Raw genomic sequence first — 11423 nt, 5'->3', positions numbered from 1 at the left:
AGTACGTCCAGGAAAAAAGCCAGCCCGCCGTCGATGTCGCCGGCCGCGATCTTTTCGGCGGCCGTCGCGAACCTCGCGGCGAGCGGCGAGGGTCCGCCAACCGCCGCCGGATCGAGCGTGGCGTCGAGCTCGCCGCCGGGCTCGGCCAGGATCAGCCGTCGTAATAGATCAGGCCGCCGCTGCGCGAGACGAAACGAGATATGCCCGCCACGCGAATGCCCCAACAGGTCCACCGGCCCTGCGTTGAGCTGCTCGATGAAAGCGATCAAGTCATCGACATGCTGGGCGATCGAATAGGTATCGCCGACACCATCCCAGTGTTCGGGAAAGAAATGCCGCAACGACACCGCGATCACCCGATGGTGTTGCGTCAGGGGACCGAGCACCACCGACCAGATCCGGAAATCACACAGCGAACCGTGCACGCAGACCAGCGGCGGCTGGTTATCCCTTGCCTGGCCGACCTCGAGATAGGCCATGTCGTATCCGTTGACGCGCAGGGTCTGCATGGGGGGCTCGTGGGGTGGCGGGGCAGGAATGTGGGTTGGCGGATGAGTCAATCATTCCACGAAAGCTGGGGCAATGCCCATTCTCCGACGTGCGGCAAGGGATGCGCCTGCGCCGAAAGGCCAATGCGCATGGTTCCCGTTCCCGGGAACGACACGGTGGATGCTTCGGATTTCGGGTGGCAAGCAATAATCTCCAAGCCCATATTGCTGGCAGGCATCAAGCTCAGGGAATGACAGGATCGGAGCCAGCCATGACCGGCTATTGTTTTGCGATATTCGACACCGCGATCGGCCGCTGCGGCGTTGCATGGGGGCCGCGCGGCATCAATGCGGTACAGTTGCCGATGGGCAGTGAAGACAAGACCCGCGGGCGCATCCGCCAGCGCTACGGCGACATCGCCGAGGCCCCACCGCCGGCCGAGGTGCAAAGCGCGATCGAGGGGATCGTCGAATTGCTCGCCGGCAAGCCGAACGATCTCGCCGACATCGTGCTCGATCTGGAAGACGTTCCGGAATTCCACCGCGGCGTCTACGACATCGCCCGCACCATCCCGCCGGGTCAGACGCTGACCTATGGCGATATCGCCAAACGGCTGGGCGGCGTCGAGCTGTCGCGCGATGTCGGCCAGGCGCTCGGGCGCAATCCCTGCCCGATCGTGGTGCCGTGCCACCGTGTGCTGGCTGCCGGCGGCAAGCCCGGCGGATTTTCCGCCAATGGCGGCGTCGTCACCAAGCTGAAAATGCTGGCCATCGAAGGCGCGGTGGTCAATCACACGCCCAGTTTGTTCGACTGAGCTCCCGGCTTAATCCGCCGCAACCGCTTCGCAGCTAAATCCATCGCCCCGGCGCCGGATTTTCCCGGCCGATGGCGAGGGAAAATGCGCAGTACAGCACAGTGTCTCGGTGTCGCAATAGCGTTCCAGGAAACGTCGCCGCGTCAATGCCGCCTGCGCCTGGTCGACATCGAACTTCACCGACAATTCAGGATAGCGTGTCTGCAGCGGCGAATGCATCAAATCTCCGCTGCACACCGCCTCGTCCCTGCCGCGGCCAAAGGTGAAGGCGGCATGGCCCGGGGTGTGGCCCGGCGTCGGCAGGATCCGCACGTGGTCGCCGATCCCATAATCATTGCCCACGATCTCGGCCCGGTTGGCTTCGACAACGGGTAACACGCTGTCGCCGAAGGCCGGCACGGGGGTCCTGGCGTTTTGCTCGGTCCAGTAATCGAACTCGTCCTTGCCGAAGATGTAGCGCGCATTGGGAAACGTCGGCACCCAGCGATCGCCTTGCAGCCGCGTGTTCCATCCGACGTGATCGACATGCAAATGCGTGCACATCACGAAATCGATGTCCTCGACCGCAAAACCCGCGGTCGCGAGCATCCGCATATAGGTATGGTCGGTCTTCATGTTCCATTTCGGGCGCAGCGGCCGCGGCTTGTCGTTGCCGATGCAGCTGTCGATCAGAATGGTGTGATGCGGTGTCTTCACGATGTAGGACTGGAAGCACAGGATCAGCACGTCGTTGGCGTCGAGGGCGCCGGCCTCCTGCATCCAAGCCCTGTTGTCTGCGAGCAGATCCGGCGTCAGGGCAGGCAATAGCTCCAGCGCCGGCAGGAAGGTGGTCTCCTGCTCGATGATACGATGGATGGTGAGATCGCCGGCGGTAAACCTGAGACTCATGGCAACTTTCCTTGGCAACTTCCCTCACGTCACGCCGGCGGCGGCACCGAGATCTTGACCGACGGCCGGCTCAGCATTTTTTCATTGAAGACATCGAGATTCGGATAGGCTTTGCGCCAGCCGCAATCGGTAAAGCGGAAATCGGCATAGCCGAGCACGCAGACCAGCGCGATCTGCACGATATCCAGCGGGCGCGACAGCACGTCCGCCTGCTGCTCGAAGCGCGCCATGCCTTGCCATGCCCGGTTCCAGTGATCGTCGGACCATGCCTGCCACTGCAACCCCTGCGGCCGCACCATTCGCTCGTAGCGGCACAGCAGCATGGAATCGAGCATGCCCTGCAGCAGCGAGTGATCGCTCTTGACCTTCCACCGTGTCGGTCCGGACGCCGGGATCAGTTTTCCGCCGCCCGCGAGCTCGTCGAGATATTCGACGATGACATAGGAATCCAGGATGACATCGCCATTGTCCGCGATCAGCACCGGCAGCTTCTTCAAGGGATTGATTTGCGCATATTCATCGTTGGGCTTGGCCGGGGCCACCGCGGTCGGGACGAATTCTATTCGGTCGATCAGGCCAAGTTCGATCGCGGCAATGCGCACCTTGCGGGCGAACGGCGAGGCGGGAGAGTAGGTGAGTTTCATGGGGTGATCCCTTGGGAGTACTGTGATGGTAACCGCCGTCATTGCGAGCGAAGCGAAGCAATCCATAGTCACGGTTGGAATGGATTGCTTCGTCGCTTGCGCTCCTCGCAATGACGAGGGTTCTGCTTGTTACGCCTCAACGATTTCCTGCCGCTGTTCGCCGAGCCCTTCGATGCCGAGCGTGACCACATCGCCGACATTGAGGAATTGCGGCGGCTTCATGCCGAGGCCGACGCCGGGCGGCGTGCCTGTGGTGACGACGTCGCCGGGCAGCAGCGTCATGAAGTGCGACAGATAGGAGATGCACTTTGCCATGGTGAAGATCATGGTCGTGGTCGATCCGGTCTGGCGGCGCTGGCCGTTGACGTCGAGCCACATCGACAGGTTCTGCACATCCGGTATCTCGTCCTTGGTGACGAGCCACGGGCCGAGCGGGCCGAAGGTGTCGTGCGACTTGCCCTTGGTCCATTGGCCCAGGCGTTCGATCTGGAAATTACGCTCGGACACGTCGTTGCAGACGCAATAGCCGGCGATGTGGTTGAGCGCATCGCTCTCGGAGACATATTTGGCGCGGGTGCCGATGATGGCGGCGATTTCGACTTCCCAGTCGAGTTTGGTCGAGCCGCGCGGCTTCTCCACCGGATCGTTCGGGCCGCTGAGCGCGGTGTTGGCTTTCAGGAAGAAAATCGGTTCCGCCGGTATCGGGTTTCCGGTCTCCTTGGCATGGTCGGTATAATTCAGCCCGATCGCGGCGAATTTCGAGATGCCGGTCACGGGCGCGCCGAGCCGCGGCTTGCCGTCGACGGCGGGAAGCTTGGCGGGGTCGAGCGCGGCGAGCTTGGCCAGCGAGGCCGGGGCATAGGCCGCGCCATCGAGATCCCTGACATGGCCTGAGAGATCGCGCAATTGGCCCGATTTATCGATCAGACCGGGCTTTTCCTGGCCAATGGTTCCGTAACGAACGAGCTTCATGTCTCTCTACTCCCTGGGGTGGTCTGTTTGCTTGGCTGTTTCATGGAACAGCGTGGGCTGAAATTCAATGGCTGACTGCGCGCCGCATGGCTGCCTCTTGTCTCCCGTGGCATCGCCCTTGCGATCGCCCTAGACGATGAATTTGAAGGCATCGCCTTCACGCTTGATATGGCCGGCATCGAAATGCCCGCCGATCACCAGCGTCGGCGTGTCGGCAAAGCGCGAGAACAATTCGCGCCGCGTCACGATCGATTGGACGGGATCGGAATCGGCGGTCGATGACCAGTCGAGATGCGCCATCTGGCAGGGATGGTGAGCGACATCGCCGGTGAGCAGGCCTTCTTCGCCGGCAGATCTGATGTGGAGGCTCATATGGCCGGGACTGTGGCCGGGCGTCGGGATCAGGCTGATTTCATCACCGAGCCTGGCATCGCTGGCGACGAGATCGGCCTTGCCGGCTTCCATGATCGGCTTCACGGAGTCGTGAAATACCGCCGTTTTGTCGGGCTCCGTGCTGTGGTCGCGCCAGTGCTCATATTCGGTTTTTCCGAACACATAACGGGCATTGGCGAAGGTCGGCACCCATTGGCCGCCGGCGAGCTTTGTGTTCCAGCCGACATGGTCGACATGCAAATGGGTGCACAGCACGGTGTCGATGCTGTCGGGCGGGAAGCCCGCCGCGGTCATGGTTTCAAGGAAGGGCGTGGTCCGGTGATTCCAGGTCGGCACGTTGCGGCCTTCCTTGTCATTGCCGAGCCCGGTATCGACCACGATCCGGCGCGATGATGTCTCGACCACCAGCGAATGGATCGACATCTTGAGCCGGCCTTCCTCCGTCGCGAAATGCGGAATGAGCCAGGGCAATTTCCGGACTTCGTCGTTGCTGGCCAAGGGCAGGATGAATCGTGTGCTGCCGGTGGTCTCGAGCTCGACGATTTTGGTGATCCTGACCTTGCCGACAGTCCATTGCATGCGTTGTCTCCCCCTTTGATCGCACAAACCGGCGCCGGATTGATCGACGGCGCCGGTGGCTTTGATCTTGAGCTACAGCGTGCCGGGGAATGCGCCGCCGTCGAGCAGGATGTTCTGTCCGGTGATGAAGCCGGCCTTGGCGCTGCACAGAAACGCGCAAGCCTGGCCGAATTCGTCGGGCTCGCCGAAGCGACCGGCGGGATTGAGTCTGGCCCGCTCGGCCAGCATCGCGTCAACGCTGACACCGCGCTTTTCCGCTTCCGCCTTGGCGACCGCGCCGCGCAGCCGGTCGGTATTGAACGGGCCGGGCAGCAAGCCGTTGATGGTGACGTTGTTGATCACGGTCTTGCGCGCAATTCCGGCGACAAAGCCGGTGAGGCCGGCGCGCGTCGATCGGGGTCAGCATGTTGGCGTCGATCGCCTTGATCCAGTCGTCGCGGACCCAGTTGCGGAAATCGCCGGGCGGCGGGCCGCCGGCATTATTGATCAGGATATCCGGATCCGGGCAGGCCTTCAGCGCGGCCTCGCGGCCTTCAGGCGTGGTGATGTCGCCGACGACTTCCGTCACCGTGACGCCGGGGCTCAATTGACGTATTTCGGCGGCGGTTTTCGCCAGCGCTTCGGCGCCGCGCGCGGTCAGCGTGACATGCACGCCTTCGGCGGCGAGCGCCATCGCGCAGGCGCGTCCCAAACCCTTGCTGGATGCGCACACGATGGCGCGGCGGCCTTTGATCCCAAGATCCACTGTCTCACTCCCGTCGGTTCAGATGATTTTCTGTAGCCTGATAAGGCCATCGTAGCCAAGCCCGGGGGCGCTGATAAGGGACCGCGGCACGGCCGAAATGCATATCAGGGAAGGCGCGCCGGTCGGCTGTTCGAACCCTTATATCCGCCGATCTCTCTTCAGTCGATCGATATAGGCGACGACATCCGGTGGCAGGGATCTGAAACCTCTTTGACCAACCTGCGACAGCAGCGGCCGCAGCTGCGAACCGTTGAGGAATGCCGGCTGGCGGTCGGCTGGCACCAACTGATCGAAAACCATTACCAGCGTGATCGCGACAAGGCCCACGCGCACAATGCCAAGCGCCGCACCCGCGAGGCGATCTCCGATACCGGCACTGGGCCCAATCATGTCGTCGACCGCCATCCGCATGAATTTTCCGAGCACCAGGCCAACCACCAGGAAAATTCCGAAGAACAGGGGTGAATTCTGCGCCAGGTCGAGTTCGCTGCTGCCGATCCGGCGAGACAGCAGCGACATCGCCCAGACCGCGATCGGCATCGCGATCAGATAGGCCAGTATCGTGACCCCGCTGCGCAGCAATCCGGAATTGAAACCGGTGATCACGGCAACAGCCAATCCGATATAGATCGCGGCATCGAAATTGTTCATGGCTGACCTTGCCTGTTTGGGGGCGGGGTTGTTGGTCAACAAATCGGGTTTGTGATCGTGAAAATCGTCTGTATCAATGAACGACTGTCATCTCCGGGGAACTGGCCATGTCTGATCTATTCGACGTCAGTAAAGAAATCATTCTCGTCACTGGCGCTTCCCAGGGCCTGGGGCGGCAATTCGCGCGCGTGCTGTCCGCGCATGGCGCCGCGGTCGTGCTGGCGGCGCGCCAGACCGCCAAGCTGAAAAGCCTCGAGGATGAAATCCGCGGGCAGGGCGGCCGCGCCGTCGCGGTGCAGATGGACGTGACCGACACCGCCTCGATCGGAACGGCGATCGACAGCGCCGAGGCCGCACTCGGCCCGGTCAGTGTGCTCATCAACAATGCCGGCATTGCGGTCGAGAAGCTCGCGGTCGATCAGACCGAGGCGGATTGGGATTCCGTCATCAACGCCAACCTCAAGGGCGCGTATTTCACGGCCACCGAAATGGCGCGGCGGATGATCGCGCGCCGGCAGGAAGGCAATATCGTCAATATCGCCTCGGTGCTCGGCGTTGGCGTGATGAAATTTCTCGCGCCCTATACGATCTCCAAGGCGGGGATCATCCAGGCCACCAAGGCGATGGCGCTGGAACTGGCCGGCAGCCGGATCCGCGTCAATGCGCTGGCGCCAGGCTATATCGATACCGAGATGAACCACGATTTCTGGTCGACGCCCGCGGGCGAGAGGCTGACAAAGCGGATTCCGCAGCGAAGGACCGGCGCCGAATCCGATCTCGACGGCGCCATCCTGCTGCTGGCCTCCGGCGCCTCGCGCTACATGACCGGCAGCGTCGTCACCGTGGACGGCGGGTTTTTGCTGACGTGAGGGCCGTCCGGGTCGATCCCGGATTCGCGTCAAAGATGTATTTCGGATTTTAGTCAATCCGACTGCCCTTCCTTAAAATCCCTCCGATATTGAGTTGTTGGCAGATCATCGGAAGGCATCACCATGAAAATTTTGACCTGTTTGGGATTTCTCCTGGCCGCAACGGCCGCTAACGCGCATCCCTATGTGACCGCGGTAGATCGCGATGCGAACACGCCCGCCTTCACGGGACCCGCCGCCGCGGCCGTCGGTCCAGCCGCGCGTCCAACAGCCAGGTCGATCGAAACCACGACGGTCGCCCGCTATCAACCGACAGGCTCCAGCGGCTATCATCCGACGGGTTCGGGTGGTTATCATCCGAACGGCGCCGGCGGCTACCATCCGACCGGACGTTAACGCAGCTCCGCCTTGATCATGTCGGCGGCTTTCTCGCCGATCATGATGGTCGGCGCATTGGTGTTGCCGCCGATCAGGGTCGGCATGATGGAAGCATCGACCACGCGCAGACCTTCGAGCCCGTATACCCTGAGTTTCGGATCGACCACTGCCAGGGGATCGTTGACACCCATCTTGCAGGTGCCGACCGGGTGATAGACGGTGTCGACATATTGGCGCAACACCTTGCGAATGTCGTCGTCGGTCTCGACGCCTGCCGTGAACACGTCGGAGGTTTGCAGCGCCTTCAGCGCGGGCGCGTCCAATAGCCGCCTGGTCATCTTGAACCCCGCGACCATGGCCTCGAGGTCGGAATCCTCGCCGAGAAAATTCGGATCGATCGCCGGCGCCGCCAATGGATCGGCGCTTTGCAGCGCGACGCTGCCGCGGCTGGCGGGGCGCAGCAGGCAGACGTGGCACGAGAAGCCGGTGCCCCAGCGTGGCTTGCGGCCGTGATCGGCCACCATCGCCATGCAGAAATGCAGCTGGATGTCGGGCACATCGAGGTCGGGGCGGGTTTTGAGAAAGCCGCCGCATTCGGCGACGTTCGACGTCATCGGCCCGCGCCGCTCGCGCCGGTATTGCGCGATGCCCTTGAAGATTCGCGCGATGCCGCCGAACGACAGGCCCGCGAAGTGCGGCGCGTCCGAGGTAAAGCCGAAGACGAAGTCCGGATGATCCTGCAGGTTCTGTCCGACACCCGGCAGATGATGCGTTGATGCGATACCGTGTTTGGCCAGCGCGGCGCCGTCGCCGACCCCTGACAGCATCAGCAGTTGCGGGGTCTGGAACGCGCCGGAGCAAACGATCACCTCGCGGCGGGCGCGGATTTGCTTGATATCCTTGCCCTGCCGGTATTCGACGCCGACCGCGCGTTGGCCCTCGAACAGGATGCGGGTCGCGTGCGCATCGGTCTCGACGCGCAGATTGGCGCGGGTGGCCATGAAGGGGTGAATGTAGCCGCGGGCCGCGCTCCAGCGCTCGCCGTTCTTCTGCGTCAGCTGGTAGGCGCCGAGGCCTTCCTGCTCCTCGGCGTTGAAATCCTCGCGGATGCGGAACTGCGCCTCGCGCGCGGCCTGCAGATAGATCTCGCGCACCGGATTGTCGGTCCGCGACCCCGTGACATGGAGCGGTCCGCCCTTGCCATGATATTCGCCGTCGAGTTCGGAATTGTTTTCCGAGCGTTTGAAAAAAGGCAGCACATCGGCATAGGACCAGCCGGTGTTGCCGAGCGAGGCCCATCGGTCGTAGTCGCTGCGATGGCCGCGGATATAGACCATCGCATTGATCGCGGACGAGCCGCCGAGCCCCTTGCCGCGCGGCTGATAGCCGATGCGGCCGTTGAGGCCCGCTTGCGGCACGGTATCGAACGCCCAGTTGTTGACCTTGCCGGAGACCATCAGGATCAGCGCGCCCGGCGTGGTGACCACCCAATTGTCATCCTTGCCGCCGGCCTCCAGCAGCGCCACCGAGGTTGAGGGATCCTCGGAGAGCCGGCTTGCCACCGCACACCCGCCGGAGCCGCCGCCCACCACGACAAAATCAAAGGTATCCGTCACGCGCAGTCCCCCCAAGCGTTTGTTATTTCCGTCATTGCGAGGAGCGAAGCGACGAAGCAATCCATTGGTCCTGCATTTGCCGCTGGATTGCTTCGTCGCAAGTGCTCCTCGCAATGACGGCTTTAAACCGGTTGCATTTCCGGCGCTGCGCCATCCGCTACGACATCAATCGCAGCAGTTTCTCCAGCCGCGCGATCTTGGCGCCATAGGGCGGATAGAGATCGGCCAGCCGGTTGAGCGGCGAGCGATAGAACACCGGCTTCAATTTGCTTAAGGCTTTGAAACCCCATTCGCCGTGATAGGCGCCGGTGCCCGACGCGCCGATGCCGCCCATCGGCTGATTGATCTGGGTAAAGTGAAACAGGCAATCATTGACGGTGACGCCGCCGGACACGGTGCGCGCCAGCACCTCGTCGCGCGCCGCGTGATCCTTGCCGAACCAATACAGCGCCAGCGGCCTGTCGTGCCGGTTGATATAGGATACCGGCTCCGTTGCATCCTGATAACCGATGACCGGCAGCAGCGGTCCGAAGATTTCCTCCTGCATGATCGTCATGTCTGACGTGACGCCGACGACGATGGTCGGCGGAAACTTGCGCTTCGATTTCCAGGCGGGGTCGTCGGGCGTCGCCGCCTGCATGATGCGCGCGCCCTTGGCGGCGGCGTCGGCCACCAGGCCCTGCAGGCGCGCATAATGCCGGTCGGAGACGATCGAGGTGTAATCCTTGTTGTCGGGATTGGTGCCGAACATGCGCCGCATATGGCCCTGCACTTTTTCGGCGAAATCCTGCAACGAGGATTCCGGCACCAGCACATAGTCCGGCGCGATGCAGGTCTGGCCGGCGTTGACCAGTTTGGCATAGGCGATGCGCTCGGCGGCTTGCGCCAGATCGGCGGAGCGGTCGATGATGGCGGGCGATTTGCCGCCGAGTTCGAGTGTGACCGGCGTCAGGTTGCGCCCCGCCGCCTCCGCGACCAGACGGCCGACGCGGGTCGAGCCTGTGAAGATCAGATGGTCGAACGGCAGCGCGGCGAAGGCTTTGGCGATATCGTCGTCGATGCCGGTCACCAGCATCTCGGTGGCGTCGAATTTTGCGGCGATCAATTCCCTTAGCAAGGCTGAAAAGCGCGGCACCAGCTCGCTCGGCTTGATCATGACGCGATTACCCGCGGCGATGGCACCCACCGCCGGCGCCAGCGTCAGCTGCAGCGGATAATTCCACGGCGCGATGATGCCGACGACGCCGAGCGGCTGCGGCATCAGCCGGTTTTTGGCGGGCATGAATTGCAGCGCGGTCGCGACGCGCTGCGGCGCCATCCATTTCTTCAGGTGTTTGGCGGCGTGCCTGATCTCGCCAAGCACCAAGATGGTTTCCGCGATCGCGGTCTCGGTGGTGCTGCGATGGCCGAAATCCGCCGAGATGGCCTGCTCGAAACGGGGCTCGTTGTCCGAGATGATGGCGCGCAGCCGCGCCAGCCGGTCCAGTCGTTCGGCCAGATCAGGCGCGGGCCTGGTCCGCGACAGCTCGAACATGGCGTGAAAGGCGTCGTCCAGGGCATTCTGGCCCGGGCTTTTCAGTGGCTGGTCCATGGCGTTTCCCTCGAATGGCGTTTCCCTTGAGGTCCTGTTATCGGCCCCAATTTTTGGCCCAAGGCTGAGCTTTTGCGGAACTTCTGGCAAGAGCGCTCTCACCGGGCCGGTTTGGCCCGGAATCGGGTATTTTAGCCGTCATAAAAACCGGAAAAGGTGGCTGATGGGCCTTTCCAAAGCAGGTCCGCGTTGGTACATACCGCTCGCACCCAGGGGCATTGCCCGGGGTCGCCTTCTCAGGAAGCCTCCGGACGGGATCGATCGGCGCCTTCGGGCGTTGGCCAGATTCGTTTCGGAAATCGGTTTTTGAGGGGGCAGGCAAAGGTTTATCGCGGGGTGGAGCAGCCCGGTAGCTCGTCAGGCTCATAACCTGAAGGTCATAGGTTCAAATCCTATCCCCGCAACCAAGCTAAAAGCCCCGGCAGTCCTGATGGATTGCCGGGGATTTTTTATGCCGGTATGCGTCTGGGCGGCTAGTTTAGTGCACCGTAATTCGTGTCACCGTAATTCGCACCTCTGGCGCCCTGCCGCTTTGGGCTGCGCCTTCCAGCGGCAGCAGGGCAGGACGTCGTCTTGCGGCAGCCTGACTTCCTCCTAAGTTAGGAGAGTATTCAACTCACCAATTCGTCACGACGAATATTTCTATGGAGATTTTATTTTTGCCGCTTTTTCCAAAACCGCATTCACCCGAATGGTTCACCGCGCTAGAGGCTTTCAACCCACAGCAGGCCGCGCACACGCGCCAAATAATCAAGATGGCGAACAGCAACGACGTGTGCAGCATTTGCGGCGAC

The 11423-nt window shown here is 62.4% G+C and carries 11 protein-coding genes, 1 tRNA gene and 1 pseudogene; 4 read left to right on the top strand and 9 right to left on the bottom strand.

All coding sequences use genetic code 11. The features are described from left to right. Positions 1-509, bottom strand: a 509-nt coding sequence (locus ABR948_RS27600) for an alpha/beta fold hydrolase (RefSeq protein ID WP_428124156.1), incomplete at its 3' end; no start/stop codon positions are given. 251 nt (positions 510-760) lie between these two features. On the opposite strand from ABR948_RS27600, the gene ABR948_RS27595 reads away from it, so the two are divergent. Next, positions 761-1303 carry a methylated-DNA--[protein]-cysteine S-methyltransferase gene (locus ABR948_RS27595; RefSeq protein WP_428124154.1) on the top strand — a complete coding sequence of 181 codons (543 nt, stop codon included), beginning with the start codon at positions 761-763 and terminating at the stop codon, positions 1301-1303. Positions 1304-1312: 9 nt separating this feature from the next. On the opposite strand, the gene ABR948_RS27590 is transcribed toward ABR948_RS27595, so the two are convergent. The 6 genes and pseudogenes from ABR948_RS27590 to ABR948_RS27565 all read right to left on the bottom strand — a co-directional run bounded on the left by ABR948_RS27590 (position 1313) and on the right by ABR948_RS27565 (position 6175). Then, positions 1313-2191, bottom strand: coding sequence for an MBL fold metallo-hydrolase (locus ABR948_RS27590; protein WP_428124152.1), 879 nt, complete (start codon positions 2189-2191; stop codon positions 1313-1315). Positions 2192-2220: 29 nt separating this feature from the next. After that, positions 2221-2835, bottom strand: a complete 615-nt coding sequence (locus ABR948_RS27585; protein WP_428124150.1) for a glutathione S-transferase family protein — start codon at positions 2833-2835, stop codon at positions 2221-2223. A gap of 129 nt (positions 2836-2964) precedes the next feature. Next, positions 2965-3807 carry a fumarylacetoacetate hydrolase family protein gene (locus ABR948_RS27580; RefSeq protein WP_428124148.1) on the bottom strand — a complete coding sequence of 281 codons (843 nt, stop codon included), beginning with the start codon at positions 3805-3807 and terminating at the stop codon, positions 2965-2967. Positions 3808-3936: 129 nt separating this feature from the next. Beyond that, positions 3937-4779 (bottom strand): MBL fold metallo-hydrolase, encoded by an 843-nt coding sequence (locus ABR948_RS27575; RefSeq protein ID WP_428124146.1) that lies wholly within the window; start codon positions 4777-4779, stop codon positions 3937-3939. A 72-nt stretch (positions 4780-4851) separates the two neighbouring features. Continuing rightward, a pseudogene (locus ABR948_RS27570) lies at positions 4852-5524 on the bottom strand (SDR family oxidoreductase). Positions 5525-5662: 138 nt separating this feature from the next. Beyond that, positions 5663-6175, bottom strand: coding sequence for a CvpA family protein (locus ABR948_RS27565; protein WP_428124144.1), 513 nt, complete (start codon positions 6173-6175; stop codon positions 5663-5665). Positions 6176-6282: 107 nt separating this feature from the next. Between ABR948_RS27565 and ABR948_RS27560 the strand changes: the two genes are divergently transcribed. Beyond that, entirely contained in the window at positions 6283-7044 is a 762-nt protein-coding gene (locus ABR948_RS27560) for an SDR family oxidoreductase (protein ID WP_428124142.1), read from the top strand. A gap of 123 nt (positions 7045-7167) precedes the next feature. Beyond that, positions 7168-7440: a hypothetical protein gene (locus ABR948_RS27555; RefSeq protein WP_428124140.1), complete on the top strand. Its 273-nt coding sequence runs from the start codon at positions 7168-7170 to the stop codon at positions 7438-7440. Here ABR948_RS27555 and ABR948_RS27550 read toward each other — a convergent pair. After that, positions 7437-9038, bottom strand: coding sequence for a GMC family oxidoreductase (locus ABR948_RS27550; RefSeq protein ID WP_428124138.1), 1602 nt, complete (start codon positions 9036-9038; stop codon positions 7437-7439). The two genes, ABR948_RS27555 and ABR948_RS27550, sit on opposite strands and share 4 nt — an antisense overlap. A 157-nt stretch (positions 9039-9195) precedes the next feature. Then, positions 9196-10629 carry a coniferyl aldehyde dehydrogenase gene (locus ABR948_RS27545; RefSeq protein WP_428124136.1) on the bottom strand — a complete coding sequence of 478 codons (1434 nt, stop codon included), beginning with the start codon at positions 10627-10629 and terminating at the stop codon, positions 9196-9198. A gap of 330 nt (positions 10630-10959) precedes the next feature. Between ABR948_RS27545 and ABR948_RS27540 the strand changes: the two genes are divergently transcribed. Continuing rightward, positions 10960-11036 (top strand) — tRNA-Met (locus ABR948_RS27540). The last annotated feature ends 387 nt before the right edge of the window (positions 11037-11423 follow it).

This window comes from Bradyrhizobium sp. (assembly GCF_050014615.1).
GTDB lineage: Bacteria > Pseudomonadota > Alphaproteobacteria > Rhizobiales > Xanthobacteraceae > Bradyrhizobium.
Note: the sequence above shows the minus strand (reverse complement) of the source record. Positions and strands in the feature narration are given on the sequence as shown.

Coding starts and splice junctions, on each gene's coding strand:
- ABR948_RS27590 (WP_428124152.1), bottom strand. CDS start 2,191: ATGAGTCTCAGGTTTACCGCCGGCGATCTCACCATCCATCGTATCATC.
- ABR948_RS27555 (WP_428124140.1), top strand. CDS start 7,168: ATGAAAATTTTGACCTGTTTGGGATTTCTCCTGGCCGCAACGGCCGCT.
- ABR948_RS27585 (WP_428124150.1), bottom strand. CDS start 2,835: ATGAAACTCACCTACTCTCCCGCCTCGCCGTTCGCCCGCAAGGTGCGC.
- ABR948_RS27565 (WP_428124144.1), bottom strand. CDS start 6,175: ATGAACAATTTCGATGCCGCGATCTATATCGGATTGGCTGTTGCCGTG.
- ABR948_RS27545 (WP_428124136.1), bottom strand. CDS start 10,629: ATGGACCAGCCACTGAAAAGCCCGGGCCAGAATGCCCTGGACGACGCC.
- ABR948_RS27560 (WP_428124142.1), top strand. CDS start 6,283: ATGTCTGATCTATTCGACGTCAGTAAAGAAATCATTCTCGTCACTGGC.
- ABR948_RS27595 (WP_428124154.1), top strand. CDS start 761: ATGACCGGCTATTGTTTTGCGATATTCGACACCGCGATCGGCCGCTGC.
- ABR948_RS27580 (WP_428124148.1), bottom strand. CDS start 3,807: ATGAAGCTCGTTCGTTACGGAACCATTGGCCAGGAAAAGCCCGGTCTG.
- ABR948_RS27575 (WP_428124146.1), bottom strand. CDS start 4,779: ATGCAATGGACTGTCGGCAAGGTCAGGATCACCAAAATCGTCGAGCTC.